This window comes from Streptomyces sp. CoH27 (assembly GCF_020181035.1).
Lineage (GTDB): Bacteria > Actinomycetota > Actinomycetes > Streptomycetales > Streptomycetaceae > Streptomyces > Streptomyces camelliae.
Window position 1 is genome coordinate 145,098 of the sequence record NZ_JAIQYY010000021.1, and the last position, 17,401, is coordinate 162,498.

General features: G+C 71.8%; 19 protein-coding genes. 5 read left to right on the forward strand and 14 right to left on the reverse strand.

What is annotated here, in order from left to right:
• Positions 1 to 11: 11 nt before the first annotated feature.
• The 3 genes from LE548_RS32155 to LE548_RS32165 all read right to left on the reverse strand — a co-directional run bounded on the left by LE548_RS32155 (position 12) and on the right by LE548_RS32165 (position 3,564).
• Entirely contained in the window at positions 12 to 731 is a 720-nt protein-coding gene (locus LE548_RS32155) for an A24 family peptidase (RefSeq protein WP_225100531.1), read from the reverse strand.
• Entirely contained in the window at positions 728 to 2,608 is a 1,881-nt protein-coding gene (locus LE548_RS32160) for a serine/threonine-protein kinase (RefSeq protein ID WP_225100532.1), read from the reverse strand. Before LE548_RS32160 ends, LE548_RS32155 begins: the two co-directional genes overlap by 4 nt.
• A 107-nt stretch (positions 2,609 to 2,715) precedes the next feature.
• Positions 2,716 to 3,564, reverse strand: coding sequence for a menaquinone biosynthetic enzyme MqnA/MqnD family protein (locus LE548_RS32165; protein ID WP_225100533.1), 849 nt, complete (start codon positions 3,562 to 3,564; stop codon positions 2,716 to 2,718).
• 286 nt (positions 3,565 to 3,850) lie between these two features.
• Here LE548_RS32165 and LE548_RS32170 point away from each other — a divergent pair, with 286 nt between their 5' ends.
• Positions 3,851 to 4,054, forward strand: coding sequence for a cold-shock protein (locus LE548_RS32170; RefSeq protein ID WP_003974443.1), 204 nt, complete (start codon positions 3,851 to 3,853; stop codon positions 4,052 to 4,054).
• A gap of 101 nt (positions 4,055 to 4,155) precedes the next feature.
• Here LE548_RS32170 and LE548_RS32175 read toward each other — a convergent pair whose 3' ends face one another.
• Positions 4,156 to 4,719, reverse strand: coding sequence for a helix-turn-helix domain-containing protein (locus LE548_RS32175; protein WP_225100534.1), 564 nt, complete (start codon positions 4,717 to 4,719; stop codon positions 4,156 to 4,158).
• Between the two features lie 68 nt (positions 4,720 to 4,787).
• Here LE548_RS32175 and LE548_RS32180 point away from each other — a divergent pair, with 68 nt between their 5' ends.
• From LE548_RS32180 to LE548_RS32190, 3 genes are all read left to right on the forward strand, one after another.
• A complete protein-coding gene (locus LE548_RS32180) occupies positions 4,788 to 5,576 on the forward strand; it encodes an AzlC family ABC transporter permease (protein WP_225100535.1) in 789 nt (262 codons plus the stop codon).
• A complete protein-coding gene (locus LE548_RS32185; RefSeq protein WP_225100536.1) occupies positions 5,573 to 5,887 on the forward strand; it encodes an AzlD domain-containing protein in 315 nt (104 codons plus the stop codon). Before LE548_RS32180 ends, LE548_RS32185 begins: the two co-directional genes overlap by 4 nt.
• A 171-nt stretch (positions 5,888 to 6,058) precedes the next feature.
• Positions 6,059 to 6,709 (forward strand): class I SAM-dependent methyltransferase, encoded by a 651-nt coding sequence (locus LE548_RS32190; protein ID WP_225100537.1) that lies wholly within the window; start codon positions 6,059 to 6,061, stop codon positions 6,707 to 6,709.
• A gap of 7 nt (positions 6,710 to 6,716) precedes the next feature.
• Here LE548_RS32190 and LE548_RS32195 read toward each other — a convergent pair whose 3' ends face one another.
• Positions 6,717 to 7,616 carry a LysR family transcriptional regulator gene (locus LE548_RS32195; RefSeq protein ID WP_225100538.1) on the reverse strand — a complete coding sequence of 300 codons (900 nt, stop codon included), beginning with the start codon at positions 7,614 to 7,616 and terminating at the stop codon, positions 6,717 to 6,719.
• A gap of 233 nt (positions 7,617 to 7,849) precedes the next feature.
• Positions 7,850 to 9,796, reverse strand: coding sequence for a long-chain fatty acid--CoA ligase (locus tag LE548_RS32200; RefSeq protein WP_374116196.1), 1,947 nt, complete (start codon positions 9,794 to 9,796; stop codon positions 7,850 to 7,852).
• A 221-nt stretch (positions 9,797 to 10,017) separates the two neighbouring features.
• Between LE548_RS32200 and LE548_RS32205 the strand changes: the two genes are divergently transcribed.
• Positions 10,018 to 10,827, forward strand: coding sequence for a MaoC/PaaZ C-terminal domain-containing protein (locus tag LE548_RS32205; protein ID WP_225100539.1), 810 nt, complete (start codon positions 10,018 to 10,020; stop codon positions 10,825 to 10,827).
• A 9-nt stretch (positions 10,828 to 10,836) separates the two neighbouring features.
• Here the strand turns inward: LE548_RS32205 and LE548_RS32210 are convergent, their stop codons facing one another.
• The 8 genes from LE548_RS32210 to LE548_RS32245 all read right to left on the reverse strand — a co-directional run bounded on the left by LE548_RS32210 (position 10,837) and on the right by LE548_RS32245 (position 17,342).
• Complete coding sequence (locus tag LE548_RS32210) at positions 10,837 to 11,481, reverse strand: TetR/AcrR family transcriptional regulator (RefSeq protein ID WP_225100540.1); 645 nt, start codon at positions 11,479 to 11,481, stop codon at positions 10,837 to 10,839.
• A 10-nt stretch (positions 11,482 to 11,491) separates the two neighbouring features.
• Positions 11,492 to 11,812 (reverse strand): DUF4229 domain-containing protein, encoded by a 321-nt coding sequence (locus tag LE548_RS32215; protein WP_225100541.1) that lies wholly within the window; start codon positions 11,810 to 11,812, stop codon positions 11,492 to 11,494.
• A gap of 74 nt (positions 11,813 to 11,886) precedes the next feature.
• Positions 11,887 to 12,411 carry a GNAT family N-acetyltransferase gene (locus LE548_RS32220; protein WP_225100542.1) on the reverse strand — a complete coding sequence of 175 codons (525 nt, stop codon included), beginning with the start codon at positions 12,409 to 12,411 and terminating at the stop codon, positions 11,887 to 11,889.
• Between the two features lie 45 nt (positions 12,412 to 12,456).
• A complete protein-coding gene (mqnE, locus tag LE548_RS32225) occupies positions 12,457 to 13,620 on the reverse strand; it encodes an aminofutalosine synthase MqnE (RefSeq protein WP_225100543.1) in 1,164 nt (387 codons plus the stop codon).
• A gap of 38 nt (positions 13,621 to 13,658) precedes the next feature.
• The gene (locus tag LE548_RS32230; RefSeq protein WP_153539471.1) at positions 13,659 to 14,114 is read right to left on the reverse strand and encodes an Lrp/AsnC family transcriptional regulator; all 456 of its coding nucleotides are present in this window, start codon (positions 14,112 to 14,114) and stop codon (positions 13,659 to 13,661) included.
• A 53-nt stretch (positions 14,115 to 14,167) separates the two neighbouring features.
• Positions 14,168 to 14,818, reverse strand: coding sequence for a UbiX family flavin prenyltransferase (locus LE548_RS32235; protein WP_225100544.1), 651 nt, complete (start codon positions 14,816 to 14,818; stop codon positions 14,168 to 14,170).
• A gap of 179 nt (positions 14,819 to 14,997) precedes the next feature.
• Entirely contained in the window at positions 14,998 to 15,903 is a 906-nt protein-coding gene (gene mqnP / locus LE548_RS32240; RefSeq protein ID WP_225100584.1) for a menaquinone biosynthesis prenyltransferase MqnP, read from the reverse strand.
• Complete coding sequence (locus tag LE548_RS32245; protein ID WP_225100545.1) at positions 15,891 to 17,342, reverse strand: menaquinone biosynthesis decarboxylase; 1,452 nt, start codon at positions 17,340 to 17,342, stop codon at positions 15,891 to 15,893. The genes mqnP and LE548_RS32245 overlap by 13 nt, the downstream gene beginning before the upstream one ends.
• Positions 17,343 to 17,401 lie beyond the last annotated feature (59 nt).

The window sequence follows — 17,401 nt, forward strand, 5'->3', positions numbered from 1 at the left end:
GCCCGCCGACCTCAGGCCGTGTGCGCGCCCAGCAGGAGTCCGGCCAGGGCGCCCGCCAGAAGGAACGGGCCGAATGCGATCGCCGATCCGCGCCCGGCGCGCCGTACGGCGACGAGCGCACCGCCGTAGAGCGCGCCCAGCAGGATCCCGGCGAAGGCGCCGAGCAGCACGGTGGACCAGCCGTACCAGCCGAGCGCGGCGCCCGTGCCCAACGCCAGCTTCACATCGCCGAAGCCCATGCCGGCCGGGTTGACGAGGTGCAGCACGTAGTAGCCGGCGCCGAGCGCGAGGGCGCCGTAGAGCGCGGTGGGCCAGTGGCCGGCGTGGCCGGGCAGCAGGGCGGCGAGGCCCAGCAGGGCGAGGGCGGCCGGGGCGAGCGGCAGGGTCAGCGGGTCGGGCAGCCGCCGCACCCGCACGTCCACCACGGCCAGCAGCACACCCACGGGCGCGAGCAGCAGCCACGCCACCAGCTCGGGGCGGGCGCCGGTGGCGGCGGCGAGGGCGGCGCAGGTGAGGGCGGTGACGACGGCGGTGCGGACGCCCTCGCCCTTGCGGCCACAGGTTCCGCAGCCCGTCGTCCCCACCCACCCCCGGATCGGGTGCCCGGCCGGGCAGTGGTCCCGCCAGGGCTCCTCCGGCGGTACGGCGAAGCGGTGGGCGGCGCGGGGCAGCAGGGCGCCGGCCGGCGCGCCCCACAGCGCGGCGGCGGCCGCCAGTGCGCCCGTGCTCATCCGGCCCCGTTCCCGGCCTTCGACAGGCGCGCCACCGGGTTGCCCTCGGCCGAACTGTCCGACGTGAACGTCAGATCGTCGCCGACCGGGGTCAACTCCACCTGATGGGGGGTCGGTACACAGTGCCCGGGGTTGTCCGGGGAGCCGGCCGAGGTCGCGAGGAGCTGTGTCTTCGTCACCTTCTTCAGGGTGAGGATGTCGGTGCACACGCCGCCGATCTGGTCGGTCTGCCGCAGCTGTCCCAGCTTCTGCCCCACCGCCGCCTGGTGGACGGTGAGCCGGAACGTGCCCATGGGCAGCGTGCCGCCGAGGCCGGTGGCCTGGCCTTCCCAGGTGCCGAGGTAGCGGGCCGGGATCACGCCGGGCCGGGAACCCGTGCCGTTGCCACCGCCGTTGACGTCGCCGCCCCCGGTGCTGCCGCCACCGCCGGTGCTGCCGCTGCCGGGGTCTTCGGTCGGCGCCGAGGCGCTGGGGGCGTGGGACGGGATGGCGCCGGCGCTCGTGTCGTGGCCGCCCTGGGCCCAGGGACGCAGCACGCCGATGGCCAGGGTTCCCACGGCCATCGCCCCGGCGACGGCGAGCACCACCGTGCAGCTCAGCCGCCGCCCCAGGCCGCCGTCCCCCGGAGCGGAGTTCGCCGCGACGCTGACGGAGACCCGGCCGGGCCGCGAGACTCCGGGGACCGTGGCATCGGGCGACGGCGCCGCGCCGGCCGGCACTGCGGTCGGTACGCCGGCCGGCACAGCGGGCGGTACGCCGGCCGGCACAGCGGGCGGTACGGCGGGCGGCGGGGGGACATCGGCGGGCACTCCCGAGGGGCCGCCGAAGGGGCCGCCGAAGGAGCCCCCGAGAGACCCCCCGGGATGCATCACGGGAGGAGGACCGAAGGCCCCGGTCCCCGGGACGACGGGGATCTCCGGAGCGACGGCGGCGTCCACCGAAGCACTCTCGAAAGCCACCGGCCCCGAGTGCACCGTCTCCCCCGTGTCCAGGTTCAGCAGGTGTACGGCGCTGCGGCTGACCTGTTCCACCAGGGGGCCCGGCAGCCAGCCGCCGGCGATCAGGCGGGCGGCGCCTTCGGGGGCGAGCCGGCGGCTCACCTCGGCGGGGGCGGGCCGGGCCGCCGGGTCCTTGGCCAGGCAGGCGGCGACCACCTCCCGCAACCCGGCGCCGAGGGAGTCGAGTTCGGGCTCCTCGTGGACGACCTTGTAGAGCAGCGCGGCCGAGGTGTCGCCGCGGAAGGGGGGTTCGCCGGTGGCCGCGTGGGCGAGGACCGCGCCGAGGGAGAAGACGTCGGCCGCGCCCGTGATGCCCTTGCCGAGAATCTGCTCGGGCGCCATGTAGCCGGGAGAGCCGATCGACGCACCGGTGGAGGTCAGGGACGCCGTGCCGTCCATGGCGCGGGCGATGCCGAAGTCGATCAGCAACGGGCCGTCGACGGTCAGCAGGATGTTGGACGGCTTCACGTCCCGGTGGACCAGGCCCAGTTCGTGGACGGCCGTGAGCGCCTCGGCGAGGCCCGCGCCCAGGGCCCGTACGGTGTGCGCGGGCAGCGGGCCGGTGTCGGTGACGGCCGCGGCGAGGGACGGGCCGGCCGCGTAGGCGGTGGCCACCCAGGGCACCGGGGCGTCGGGGTCGGCGTCCAGGACGGGCGCGGTCCAGGCGCCGCCGACCCGGCGGGCGGCCGCCACCTCGCGCCGGAAGCGGGCGCGGAACTCGTCGTCCAGCGCGAAGTGCGGGTGCACGATCTTCACGGCGACCGTCCGGCCGCCCGCGCTGCGGCCGAGGTAGACCCGGCCCATCCCACCGGAACCGAGCCGGCCGAGCAGCCGGTAGGGCCCGACGGTGGCCGGTTCGTCGGCTTCCAGCTGCCGCATGGCGCACGCTCCCCCCAACGCCTCCTGGAGAGCAGGTTAGCGACCCGGCGCCGCCCGGACAGCAGCCTGGTGGCGTCTGCCGGGCGGCAACCCGGTGCCGACCCGCGTCACGGCCGCAGCAGATCCACCTTCACGTCCGCCGGGAAACCCGTCGTGGGCCCGACCCGGCGGGCGAACTCGGCGACGGCCGTCAGCTGCGGGGCGCCGAAGCTGAAGTCGAGGGTGGTGAAGTACTGGGCCAGGGTCGCCTCGTCGAAGGCCTCCCAGCGGGCGGCCTGTTCGGCGACCTTGTCGACCTCTTCCAGGGAGAGGTTGCGGGAGTCGAGGAAGGCGCTGTGCACCTCACGGGTGAGCGCCGGCTCGCGCTCAAGGTAGTCCCGGCGCGCCGCCCACACCGCGAAGACGAACGGCAGCCCGGTCCACTCCTTCCACAGCGCGCCCAGGTCGTGCACGGTCAGGCCGTAGCGCGGGGCGTCGAGCAGGTTGGCCCGCAGGGCCGCGTCCCCGATCAGGACGGCCGCGTCGGCCTCCTGCATCATCAGGCTGAGGTCGGGCGGGCAGGTGTAGTAGTCGGGCTGGACGCCGTAGCGCTCGGCGAGCAGCAGCTGGGCCAGCCGGACCGAGGTGCGGGAGGTCGAGCCGAGGGCGACCCGGGCGCCGTCCAGGCGGTCGAGGGGGACCTGCGAGACGATCACGCAGGACATGACGGGACCGTCGCAGCCCACGGCGATGTCGGGGAAGGCGACGAGGTCGTCGGCGTTGCGCAGGAACTCGACGAGGGTGATGGGACCGATGTCGAGATCGCCACGCACGAGCCGCTCGCTCAGCTTCTCCGGGGTGTCCTTGGTCAGCTCGAAGTCGAGGAGCGTGCCGGTTCTCGCGAGCCCCCAGTAGAGGGGCAGGCAGTTCAGGAACTGGATGTGGCCGACGCGCGGCCGGGTGCGGGAATGGTCCACATCGCGAGACTAGACCCCGTGCTGTACGGTGCTCGGACCGACCCCGCCGTCGAACGGACTAGCAGACGTTCAAACATCCGGGTGAAGTGATCTTGACCTCTATTGCTTTCGGCTGCCTGCGTGCTAGGCTCGCCGCAAGTTGCAGTTTGGTTTCCCTTGCAGTACAGAGCCTGCGGAGCATGTGACCGCGGGCTCTCGTCGTTTTCAGACGAATGCAGTTGTGCAGCACCGTTTCGCACGTGCAGGTTCTGGAGCAGGGCAACCCTTTTGAGCCCAAGGAGGGCTTATGGCTACCGGAACCGTTAAGTGGTTCAACGCCGAAAAGGGCTTTGGCTTCATCGCCCAGGAGGGCGGCGGCCCCGACGTCTTCGTTCACTACTCCGCGATCAACGCCCAGGGCTTCCGTTCCCTGGAGGAGAACCAGCAGGTCTCCTTCGACGTGACGCAGGGCCCGAAGGGTCCGCAGGCGGAGAACGTCACCCCCGTCTGATCACTGCCTGATCGCAGAACCTGAGTGCAGTACCCAAGGAGCCCCACGCCGTAAGGCGACGGGGCTCCTGCCTTTTCCGGTCGCCGCTTCCGGCCGCCGCCTCACATGTGCTGCATGATCAGGACGAACTTCGTTCCGGCGGCGAGCGCCTCGTACGCGTGCGGGACATCTCCGCGATACGACATGTAGTCCCCCGGACCCAGCTCCACGCCTTCTCCGCGTGGCCCGGCCTTGACCTTCCCTTCACTGACGACGATGTGTTCCGTCGTCCCCGGAATGTGCGGATCGGAATCCCGTACGGTTCCCGGCTCCAGCCACACGTAGTAGATGTCCCGGCGGACGCCCGGCGGGCTCGCGGAGAGCAGGCTGGCCAGATAGCTGGACTGCTCGGAATGGACCGTGGGTCCCTCGCCGGCGCGGATCACCTGCACGCCGGGCACGGGCGGCTCGACGAGCACGCTGAACGGCACCCCGAGCGCGACCGCGAGCGCCCAGATCGTCTCCATGCTCGGATTCCCGCCCGCCGCCTCCAGCTGGGACAGCGTGGACTTGGCGATTCCGGCCCGTTTGGCCAGCTCGGACAGGGACAGCCCGGCGCGGGCGCGCTCGCGCTTGAGGGACGCGGCGATCCACTCCATCGGAAGCCGGGCGGGCACCTCGGACATCTCGTTCGCTCCATCGGTACGATCGTTCGCCTTGACGAACAGGGCGCTTGCTGTCCATTGTAGAGAACATGCGTTCGCTACAACGAACACCCTCGACACCCCGGACGCCTCCCGCCCTGTCCGGGGACCGCTCCCTGCTCCGCGACAGCTCGCTGGTCTGGCTGGCCAGTGGCATCGTCGGCGTCTCCTTCGGCGCGGTCTCGGTCGCCGGCGGGCTGCCGCTGTGGGTGCCGGTACTGATGTCCGTGGTGGTGTACGCGGGATCGGCCCAGTTCAGCGCGGTCGGCGTGCTGCTCGCCGGGGGCGGCCCGCTCGCGGCGGCGGCCACCGGGCTGCTCCTCAACACCCGTACCGCCGCGTTCAGCCTCGCCGTGGCGGAGATCCTCGGCACCAGCCGCGCGGCCCGCTTCCTGGGCGCCCACCTCGTCACCGACGAGACGGTCGCCTTCGCGCTCGCCCAGAGCGATCCGGTACGGCAGCGGCGCGCGTTCTGGATCTCCGGGCTCGGCCTGTTCGCCGTGTGGAACACCGGCGTGCTGGCGGGCGCGCTGGCCGGCGGCGCACTCGGCGACACCGCCCGCTACGGCCTGGACGCCGCGTTCCCCGCCGTCCTGATCGCCCTGGTCCTGCCCACCCTGCGCGCGGACGCGGCGGTACGGCGCTGCGCCCTGCTCGGCGCCGCGCTCGCCCTGGCCGTGACGCCCGCCGTACCGGCCGGGGTGCCGGTGCTGCTCGCCCTGGCCGGACTCGTCCTGCACCGGAAACCGGCCGCCGGTCCGGTACGACCCGCCGAACCCGCCGAACCGGCCGGACCCGCCGGACCCGCCGGACCGGCCCGTGAGGAGGCCGCCCTGTGAACGCCACCGTCGTCGTGATCCTGGCCCTCGCCGTCGGGACGTACGCCTTCCGGCTGGTCGGGCCGGTGCTGCACGGACGGGTCGAGATACCCGCCCGGGTGCAGGAGCTGGCCTCGGCCGGGGCCGTCGTCCTGCTCGTCGCCCTGCTGGCCACGGGCGCACTGACCGAGAGCGGCGGCTTCGCCGGATGGGCCCGGCCGGCCGGGGTGCTGGTGGGCGGCCTGCTGGCGTGGAAGAGGGCACCGTTCGTGGTGGTGGTCGTGGGGGCGGCGGCCACGACGGCCCTGCTGCGCCTCGCGGGAGTCGCCTAGCCCCTGTGCACCGCGGCTCTCCCGGGCACTGTTGTGCACCGCGGCTCTCCCGGGCACTGTTGTGCACCGCGGCTCTCCCGGGCACTGTTGTGCACCGCGGCTCTCCCGGCCACTGTTGTGCACCGCGGCTCTCCCGGGCACTGTCAGTCCCCCGCGCTACGGTCCCTGCCCATGACCGACACCCAGGACTTCCTGACCGCCACCCGCACCTTCTACGACGCCATCGCCGACGACTACGCCGCCCACTTCCAGGGGGAGTACACCCAGCGGCCGCTGGAGCGCGCGCTGCTCGGGCTGTACGCGGAGCTGGTGGGGCCGGGCGCTGCGGTGGCGGACCTCGGCTGCGGGCCCGGGCGGGTCACCGCGCGGCTCGCCTCGCTCGGGCTCGACGTCTTCGGGCTCGACCTGTCCGCGTCCATGCTGGCGGTCGCCCGGCGTGAGAACCCCGGGCTGCGCTTCGAGCAGGGCTCGATGCTGGAGCTCGGCCTGGCAGACGGCACGCTCGCCGGTGTCGTGTCCTGGTACTCCTCCATCCACACCCCCACAGACCGGCTCCCGGCGCTCTTCGCGGAGTTCCGCCGGGTCCTGGCGCCCGGCGGCCGGCTCCTGCTCGCCTTCCAGTGCGGGGAGGAGCCCCGCCGCCTGGAGCGTCCCTTCGGCCACCCGGTGACGCTGGACTTCCTCCGCCGCAGCCCGGACACCATGGCCGAGCTGCTCACGGCCGCCGGTTTCACCCTGCTGTCCCGCACGGTCCGCGAGCCCGACGAGCGGCTCGACGAGAAGGTCCCCCAGGCCTTCCTGTTCGCCCAGAAAACCGCCTAAAAGCCGCCTAGAAGCCGCCTGGAAGGCCGCCCTGGAAGCGCACCGTGTCCGCGAAGGCCCGGGCGGGCGGGCTGAGCGCGTCCCAGCGGCGCACCGCCCAGCCGACCAGCAGGGGCCGCAGCCCCGGCAGCGGTATCAGCCGCAGCGGTCCCTCGCCGGGCACGGGCAGTCCGGGTACGGCGGGTACGACGGCCCGGCCCGCGCCCAGTTCGGCGAGGAGCAGCGCGGTGTCCCAGTCCGCGACGGAGGCGTCGTAGGCGAACCGGGCGCCCGACTCGGCGCAGGCGGCCTCCAGATGGGCGGCGGAGGCGGAGTTCGGCGGCAGCCGGATGAGCGGGACGTCGGCCAGCTCGGCGGGGTCGAGCCGGGACCGGACGGCCAGGGGGTCGCCGGCCGGGACGGCGAGCACCCATGGCAGCTCGACCACGGGCCGCTGCTCGATGCCCCGCACCGGCGGGCCGAGGGTGATCCAGGCCAGGTCGAGGGTGCCGTCGGCGAGCGCGTCGAAGGTGCCGCGGCCCGAACTGACCGTGCGAAACTCCAGGTTGACCCGGGGGTGCCGGCGGCGGAAGGCGACGACCGCGTCGGACATGAAGTGCCGCACGGTGGTGGCTCCGGTGGCCACGCGGACGTGCCCGCTGTGCCCGTCGAGCAGATCGCGCAGCTGCCGTACGGCGAGGTCGAGCCCGGAGATGCCCTCGGCGGCCGCGGCCTCCAGGATCCGCCCGGCCTGCGTCGGCACGACCCCGCGCGGCCGGCGCTCCAGCAGGGCCACGCCCGTCTCCCGCTCCAGGCGTTTGACGTGCTGGCTGACGGCGGACTGGGTGCGGCCGAGGTCCCGGGCGACGGAGGAGAGGCTGCCGGCCCGGCACACGGCCACGAACACACGCAGGTCTTCGAGGGTCACAAGACCCAAGCTAACACTGGGGTTTGCCGAGGAAACCCAAGGATTGACTGAGCCTCAGGCCCGGTACGAGGATCGGTACCGGGCCGCGACCGACCCAGGCGGCAACCCGCTCCCCGCATCACGCCGGGCGTCCGGACGTCAGGCGTGAGCCGGCCGGGGAGCGGGTGCCGACCGCTCGCCGGCAAGGCCCGCACCGGCAAGGCCGGCACCGGGAAAGGCCGCACGGAACGCTCTCACCGGGCCGTGTCGTACAACCCCTCCACCTCGCGCGCGAAGTCCTGCATGATCTGTTCGCGGCGGAGCTTCATCGAGGGGGTGAGATGCCCCTCCGTCTCGCTGAAGTCCCGGGGCAGGACGGCGAAGCGGCGGATGGACTCGGGGCGCGAGACCATCTTGTTGGCCTCGTCGATCGCGCGTTGCAGGACCGCCTCCAACTCCGGGTCGCCGACGAGGAGTTCCGGCGGGACGGGGTGCTTGCCGATCATCTGGCGCCAGTGGGTGATGCCGTCGGGGTCGAGGGTGATCAGCGCGGAGACGAACGGGCGGCCGTCGCCGACCAGCATGACCTGGGAGATCAGCGGGTGCTGGCGCAGCCAGTTCTCCAGCGGGGCCGGGGCCACCGACTTGCCGCCCGCCGTGATCAGCAGCTCCTTCTTGCGGCCAGTGATGGTGAGGTAGCCGTCGTCGTCCAGCTCGCCGATGTCGCCGGTCGCCAGCCAGCCGTCCCGGGTCGCGGGTACGACACCGCCGGCCGCGGGATCCCAGTAGCCGCGCAGGACGTGGTCGCCGGCGACCAGGATCTCGCCGTCGGCCGCGATCCGGATGCGGGTGCCGGGCATCGGCCAGCCGACCGTGCCCAGGCGGGGCTTGAGCGGCGGGGTGCAGGTCGTGGCGGCGGTGGTCTCCGTCAGGCCGTACCCCTCGAAGATCTCTATGCCGGCGCCGGCGTAGAACGCGGCGAGGCGCCGGCCGAGCGGGGAGCCGCCGCAGATGATGTGGCGGACCCTTCCCCCCATCGCGGAGCGGATCTTGCGGTAGACGAGCGGGTCGTAGAAGGTGCGGGCCGTCTTCAGTGAGCGGCCCGGGCCGCCGCCGGTGCCGGTCTGCCGGGCCTCCAGCGCCTCGCCGTAGCGCACGGCGACCGCCGCCGCCCGGTCGAAGACGGTGACCCGCCCGCCCGATTCCGCCTTCGCGCGGGCCGAGTTGTAGACCTTCTCCAGCATGTAAGGGATGGTCAGCAGGGCGGTCGGCTTGAAGGCGGCGAGGTCCGGCAGCAGATCCTCGGCGGCGAGGCTCGGCGCGTGCCCGAGCCGCACCCGGGCCCGGATGCACGCGATGGCCACCATCCGCCCGAACACATGGGACATCGGCAGGAACAGCAGCACCGACGGGTCCTCGTCCTGCGCCTTGAAGACCGGGTAGAGGAGCTCGATGGCGTTGTCCACCTCGGCGAAGAAGTTGCCGTGGGAGAGCGCGCAGCCCTTGGGGCGGCCGGTGGTGCCGGAGGTGTAGATGAGCGTGGCGAGGGTGTCGGGCCCCAGCATGCCGCGCCGCACCGCGACCTCGCTCTCCGGCACCTGCGCGCCGGCTTCCGCGAGCCGGATCACGTGTTCCTTGTCCATCACCCACAGATGCCGCAGGTCCGGCAGGTGCGGCAGCTCGGGGCCGATGGCGGCGGCCTGGGCGGCGGTCTCGGTGACGAGGGCGCGGGCGCCGGAGTCGTGCAGGATCCAGCGGGTCTGGAAGACGGAGGAGGTCGGGTAGACGGGCACGGTGACGAGACCGGCCGCCCAGGCGGCGAAGTCGAGCACCGTCCACTCGTACCGGGTCCGGGCCATGACGGCGATCCGGTCGCCCGGCACCAGCCCCTCGGCGATCAGCCCCTGGGCCACCGCGAGCACCTGCCCGGCGAAGTCGGCGGCGGTCACGTCCTCCCAACGCCCGTCCGGCATACGGCGGCTGAGCACGATCTGGCCGGGCGCCGACTCGGCGTTCTCGAACGGCAGGTCCGCGAGCGAGCCGTGGGTGACGGGAAGCTTGAACGGCGGTACGTGCACCTCCCGTACGGCGCCGTCGAGTCGCTGGATCCAGGGTTCCACAAGGACCGGGCGGCCGTCGTAGTCGACGGCGATGACGGGGGCCGGGGAGGAGGCGGGGGCGTTCGGGTACGGAGTGGACACGGGCGGCTCCTCTGGCGTGCAGACACCTGCGGTGGGCCTCGACAGAAAGGAGTTACCGCTGGTTAGGCAGGTGATCGTACGGGCCCACTGTGAGGGGGTTGTGCGGGTTCGGGGATGGTCCGGGGTCGGGGATGTGCAACCTCGGGGTTTTTGTGACAGGCACTCACGTTAGACTTACCAGCGGTAACCTTACTCCCGAGTAAGCGTTTTGGGGGCAGGACATGACAGACGAGTTGCTGTATCTCATAACGGGCGCCCTGCGCTCGCCGTTCAAACGCCCCTCCCCCGAGGCGGACTTCCCGCGCACCCGGCTCGTGCTGCCCGGGATCCGTATCGACCTCGCCCACGTGACCGCCTACGAGCGGATCTGCGGTTTCCCCACCGGCGAGACCGCCCTCCCCGTGACCTACCCGCACATCCTCGGCTTCCCGCCGGCCATGCGGCTGATGAGCGCCCGCGCCTTCCCGCTGCCGCTGCTGGGCCTGGTGCACACCTCGATCGACATCGTCCGGCATGCCGCCGTACCGGCGACGGGCGAGTACCAACTCGCCGTACACGTGGCGGGGTTGGCCCCGCACCGACGCGGCACCGAGGCCACGGTGGTCACCGAGCTGGCGGCGGGCGGTGACGTCGTGTGGGAGTCACGCAGTACGTATCTCGCCCGGCATCACACGGAGCGGCCCGCCGAGCGCCGGGAACGCCAAGGGTCTCCCCCGCTGCCCGTCGTCGCCGAGTGGCGGCTCGCCGGGGACATCGGACGCCGGTACGGCGCGGCCTCCGGCGACCGCAACCCCATCCACCTCCACCCCCTCACCGCCCGCCTCTTCGGCTTCCCCCGGGCCATCGCGCACGGCATGTGGACGGTGGCCCGCTGTCTGGCCGCGGGCGGCTTTGCCGGGGAGCGGGTGCGGGCGAGGTTTCTGGCGCCGGTGCTGCTGCCCGGGACGGTGGCTTACGGGGCGGACGGGTCCGGTCGCTTCGAGCTGCGGGGGGACGGGGGGCGACTGCACCTGATCGGGGAGGTGAGCTAGGGACACCCCTCAGGTCGGCTCAGGCACCCACCGTTTGCCGGCCATCAGATTGCCCAGCCCCGCCCACGCGAAGTTCATCAACGTGCCCGCCGTCTGCCGGGCCGTGACCCCCGGTGTCGCGTTGGCCCACGTGGCCAGCGACTCCGCCGCCCCCACCAGCGCCTCCGCCAGGCCCGCCACCTCGTCCTCCGGGAGGTCGGGATCCCCATGGGCCTCGCGGGCGGCGACGGCCACCAGACGGGTGACGAAGGCGACGATCTCCGCGCGCATCGCGGCGACCTCGGCGGCGAAGGGCTCGCCGTGGGTGCGGGCATGGAGGTGGAGGATGGACCAGGCCTCGGGGTGCTCGGCGGTGTGGGCGAAGAAGGCGAGCAGGCCGTCCCACAGCCGGCGGTCGGCGGGCAGGTCCGGGCGGACCCCGGCGCGCACCGCCTCCGTCAGTGCGGCGGCCTCCCGGCGGATGCAGGCGGTGAAGAGGTCTTCCTTGGAGTTCAGATACAGGTAGACCAACGGCTTGGAGACGCCCGCCAGTTCGGCTATCTCGTCCATCGACGCGACCATGTAGCCACGCCGGCCGAAGATCTGCACGGCTGCGTCGAGCATCTGCTGCTCCCGCACCGCACGCGGCATCCGCTTGGTCCTCGCCCCGCCCATGAGGGCAAGACTAGTTGGACAGCTGGTTGGAGGTCGCCGCCTCGCCCTGCGCGCGGGCGCTGTCGTCGGCGAGGTCCTCCTGGCTGCGGTTCGCCTCCAGGTTGGCCTTCATCCGGTCGACCTTGGTCACGATCTGCACCGAGGCCCGCTCCCGCTCCCTGCGCAGCACCACCCAGCTGATCGGCGCCGACAGGATCAGGGAGAGCAGCAGCACCCACAGGAAGTTGGAGTCGCCGAAACCGCGCGGGAAGATGCCGGAGTAGACGGCTCCCCAGACGACCACGAGGCAGCCGGCGAAGACGCCGAGGCGCATCAGCGTGTAGCGGAGCATCTCAATCCACTCGTCCGATTCCAAAAGGGTCAGCGTCCAGTGAAACACGCCCGGAGGGCGATCTTGCAGGGGGGTCAGGCGAGGGGCAGCAGCAGAGTGATGTCGTCGCGGTCGTCACCGGGCGCGACCCGGATGGCGCCGGGCACTCTGCCGACCTCCTTGTAGCCGCAGGAGGCGTAGAACCGCTCCAGGCCCAGGCCGCCCCGGCAGGTCAGCCGGATCGCCTCGATGCCGTCGATGGTGCGGGCCGCGTCGGCGGCGGCCGCGAGCAGGTCACGGCCGTACCCCTGGCCCTGGTGCCGCGGGTGGACCATGACCGTGTACAGCCACAGCCAGTGCGTCATCAGCCGGTGCGTGTTGAGGGTGAGGAACGCGGTCGCGGCGAGGCGCCCCTCCTCGTCGTGTCCGGCGAGCAGCCGGGTGCGGCCCTCGGCGAGCTGGGCGAGATAGCGAACGACCTCGGGGCGGATGTCCTCACGCGTCACCGGCGGCACGAAACCGACGGCCCCGCCCGCGTTGGAGACGTCCGTCCACAGGTCGAGGAAGCCGTCGCGCAGGCCGGGGGTGACGACGGGGTCGAGCGTGAAGGTAAGGGGCATGCAGGGATGGTATCTATTACCCGCATGCCCCTTCCAGGGAATTCCTCACACCCGCATCGGCTGCGGGGAGTCCCGGCGGGCCGGGTCCGGGCCGTCGTACTCGCGGATGATCTCGTAGCGCGTGTTGCGCTCCACCGGGCGGAAGCCGGCGTCCCGGATCAGCTCCAGCAGATCCTCGCGGGTCAGCTTGTTCGGGGTGCCGAAGTTGTCCGCGTCATGCGTGATCTTGTACTCGACGACCGAGCCGTCCATGTCGTCCGCGCCGTGCTGGAGGGCCAGCTGGGCGGTCTGCACGCCGTGCATCACCCAGAAGACCTTCACGTGCGGGACGTTGTCGAAGAGCAGCCGGGAGACGGCGAAGGTCTTGAGGGCCTCGGCGCCGGTCGCCATCTGGGTGCGGGCCTGGAGCCGGTTGCGTACCTTCCCGTCCTTCATGTCCACGAAGTCGTGCTGGTAGCGCAGCGGGATGAAGACCTGGAAGCCGTTCGTCTCGTCCTGGAGCTCGCGCAGGCGCAGGACGTGGTCGACGCGGTGCCGGGGCTCCTCGATGTGGCCGTACAGCATGGTGCACGGGGTCTTCAGACCCTTCTCGTGGGCCAGGCGGTGGATCCGGGACCAGTCCTCCCAGTGGGTGCGGTGGTCCACGATGTGCTGCCGGACCTCCCAGTCGAAGATCTCGGCGCCGCCGCCGGTCAGCGACTCCAGACCGGCGTCGATCAGCTCGTCCAGGATCTCGGAGGCCGACAGCCCGCTGATCGTCTCGAAGTGGTGGATCTCCGTGGCCGTGAAGGCCTTCAGCGAGACGTGCGGCAGGGCGGCCTTCAGCTCACGCAGCGAGCGCGGGTAGTACCGCCACGGCAGGTTCGGGTGGAGGCCGTTGACGATGTGCAGCTCGGTGAGGTTCTCCGACTCCATCGCCTTGGCGAGCTTGACGGCCTCCTCGATGCGCATCGTGTACGCGTCCTTCTCGCCCGGCTTGCGCTGGAACGAGCAGTAGGCGCAGGAGGCCGTGCACACGTTGGTCATGTTGAGGTGCCGGTTGACGTTGAAGTGGACGACGTCACCGTTCTTACGGGTCCGCACCTCGTGCGCGAGACCGCCGAGCCAGGCCAGGTCGTCCGACTCGTACAGCGCGATGCCGTCCTCGCGGGTCAGCCGCTCACCGGAACGGACCTTCTCCTCCAGCTCGCGCTTGAGCCCGACGTCCATGCCCACACCTTTCCTCGACAGCTCGCCCCACGGTATCCCTAGACCTCTTCCGGAAGTTCCCCGACCCGGTTCTCCCACTTGGTGGACAGCACGATGGTGGTACGGGTCCGCGAGACGCCCTTGGTCCCGCTGAGCCGGCGGATGATCCGCTCCAGGCCGTCCACGTCGGCCGCCCGCACCTTGAGCATGTAGGAGTCGTCGCCGGCGATGAACCAGCAGTCCTCGATCTCCGGCAGGTCCCGCAGCCGCTGGGCGACGTCCTCGTGGTCGGCGGCGTCGGACAGCGAGATGCCGATCAGCGCGGTGACGCCGAGGCCGAGCGAGGCCGCGTTCACCGTGGCCCGGTAGCCGGTGATGACACCGGCCGCCTCCAGCCGGTTGATGCGGTCGGTGACGCTGGGTCCCGACAGGCCGACGAGGCGCCCCAGCTCCGCGTACGAGGCCCGGCCGTTCTCCCTCAGGGCCTGGATGAGCTGCCTGTCCACCGCGTCCATGCGATCGAAGCCTTCCGGTGCAGAGTTCCGAAGTTGATGAGAGATGGGTACCGCTAGTCGGCTGCCGCGCCGCCGCCCAGTTCGCCCCGCCACCGCCGGTACAGGCCGTGCTCGACGCCCGCCGCGTCCAGCACCCGCCCGGCGACGAAGTCCACCAGGTCCTGGATGTGGGTGGCGCCCGCGTAGAAGGCGGGCGAGGCCGGTACGACGATGGCGCCGGCGTCGTCCAGCGCGACGAGGTGACGCAGCGTCTGGCCGTTCAGCGGAGCCTCCCGTACGGCCACGACCAGCGTGCGGCGCTCCTTGAGGGTCACGCTCGCCGTGCGCTGGAGGAGGTCCTTGGACAGCCCGAGCGCCACACCCGCCACGCAGGCGGTGGAGGCGGGCACGATGAGCATGCCCTTCGAGCGGTACGACCCCGAGGACGGCCCGGCCGCGAGGTCGCCCGCGCTCCAGTACCGCACCCCACCGAGGTCCACGTCGAAGGTGTGGGGCTTGCCGTCGGCCCCCCGGCCCAGCCATTCCCGCAGGTCGTCCTGCCAGTGGGCGTCCCGGAACGAGATCCCCGTCTCGTCCAGCAGGGTGAGCCGCGAGGCCCGGCTGACCACCAGGTCCACCGCCTCCCCCGCCCCCAGCAGCGCACGCAGCACCGCCGCCGCATAGGGCGTCCCGGAAGCTCCGGACACCCCCACGATCCAAGGCACGCGCTGCGTTTCTCCTGCGTTCACACCTTGAGCGTACCGGTGGGTCGGGCAGGCCTCAGGCCGGGTGGGACGCCTTGGGCCCGACAGGGAGAGCGGCGGCGGGGACGGTCAGGCGATGACGGGACGGCCGGACAGTGCCGACAGCGGCCGGCAGCAGCGAGCGCCATCACCCGAAGGGGCTACAGCGTGAGCCCCCGGACCAGGAGGTCGATGAGCGCGCAGACGAAGAGACAGATTCCGATGAAGCCGTTGACCGAGAAGAACGCCCTGTTGAGGCGGGACAAGTCGTGCGGGCGGACAATGCGGTGCTCGTAGCCGAACGCGCCTGCGACGATCACCAGGCCCAGCCAGAAGAAGGCGCCGGCGTGCGTGGCCACGCCGTACCAGACGAACAGGGCCGTCGTCACCGCGTGGCAGGCCCGCGCACCCCAGATCGCGGCCGGGATGCCGAAGCGGGCCGGGACCGACATGACGCCGATCTCGCGGTCGGTCTCGACGTCCTGGCAGGCGTAGATCAGGTCGAAACCGCCGATCCAGATGCCCACGGCCAGGCCGAGGATCACCGCGTCCCAGGACCAGGAACCGGAGATGGCCAGCCAGCCACCCACCGGGCCCATCGCCTGGGCGAGGCCCAGGATGGCCTGCGGGAAGTTCGTGAAGCGTTTGCCGTACGGGTAGACCACCATCGGGATCACCGCGACCGGGGCCAGCGCCAGGCACAGGGGGTTCAGGAGAGCCGCCGCGCCCAGGAAGATCACCAGCGCGATCAGGGCGCCCGTCCAGGCGTGGCGGACCGACATCGCGCCGGTCACCAGCTCACGGTGGGCCGTGCGCGGGTTCCGGGCGTCGATCTCGCGGTCGATGATCCGGTTGACCGCCATCGCGAACGTGCGCAGGCCGACCATGCAGATCGTGACCAGCAGCAGCCGGGCCCAGTGGATGTTCTTGTCCCACTGATACATCGCGGTCAGGGAGGCGATGTAGGCGAAGGGCAGCGCGAAGACCGAGTGCTCGATCATCACCAGGCGCAGGAAGGCCCGCGTACGTCCCGGCGGCTGGATAGCGGCGGTGGTCACAGTCCGTATTCCTTCCAACGGCGGTCCACCAGGGCCGCCGTATCGGGGTCGGAGAGGACCATGTCCGGCCAGCCCCCGTCCCGCGTGTACCCCTCCTCCGGCCACTTCTTCGTGGCGTCGATGCCCGCCTTGCCACCCCAGAACTGCTGGTAGGAGGCATGGTCGAGGTGGTCGACGGGGCCTTCGACGACCGTGAGGTCACGGGCGTAGTCGGTGTTGCCGAGGGCCCGCCAGGCGACCTCGTGCAGATCGTGCACGTCGCAGTCGGAGTCCACGACCACGATCAGCTTGGTGAGGGACATCATGTGCGCCCCCCAGATGGCGTGCATCACCTTCTGCGCGTGCTTCGGGTACTTCTTGTCGATCGAGACGATCGCGCAGTTGTGGAAGCCGCCGGCCTCGGGCAGGTGGTAGTCCACGATGTCCGGGACGATGATCTTCAGGAGGGGCAGGAAGAAACGCTCCGTCGCCCGGCCCAGCGGGCCGTCCTCCGTCGGCGGCCGGCCCACCACGATCGACTGGAGCAGCGGGCGCTTCCGCATCGTCACGCAGTCGATCTTCAGCGCCGGGAACGGCTCCTGCGGGGTGTAGAAGCCGGTGTGGTCGCCGAAAGGACCCTCGGGCAGCATCTCGCCCGGCTCCAGCCAGCCCTCCAGCACGACCTCGGCGTTCGCCGGCACCTGGAGCGGGACCGTCTTGCAGTCGACCATCTCGATCCGCTTGCCCGCGATGAAACCGGCGAAGAGGTATTCGTCGATGTCACCGGGGAGCGGGGCGGTGGAGGCGTACGTCACGGCGGGCGGGCACCCGAAGGCGATGGCGACGGGCAGCCGCTCGCCCCTCCTCGCCGCCACCTGGTAGTGGTTCCGGCTGTCCTTGTGGATCTGCCAGTGCATGCCGATGGTGCGCTTGTCGTGGCGCTGGAGGCGGTACAGCCCGAGGTTGCGGATGCCCGTCTCCGGGTCCTTGGTGTGGGTGAGCCCCAGGTTGAAGAAGGAGCCGCCGTCCTTGGGCCAGGTGAACAGCGCCGGGAGCCGGTCGAGGTCGACTTCGTCCCCGCGCAGCACGACCTCCTGGACCGGGGCCTCCTTGATCTTCTTCGGCGGGACGTGCGCCATCGCGCCGAGCTTCCCGAAGGCCTCGCGCACCCCGACGAAGCCGTGCGGCAGCTCGGGCCGCAGCAGCCCGCCGATCTTCTCGGAGATCTCGCCGTACGACTTCAGGCCCAGCGCCTTCAGCAGGCGGCGGTCGGTGCCGAACACGTTCATCGCGAGGGGCATCGCCGAGCCCTTCACGTTCTCGAAGAGCAGCGCCGGTCCACCGGACTTCTGCACCCGGTCGACGATCTCCCCGACTTCCAGGTAGGGATCGACCTCGGCCTTGATGCGCTTGAGGTCTCCCTCGCGCTCCAGCGCCCGGAGCAGGGAGCGAAGATCGTCGTAAGCCATGTGCCCAAGTATCGCCGACGTACCCCTTTGTCCATGCGCCCACCCCTGCCTGGCCGGGG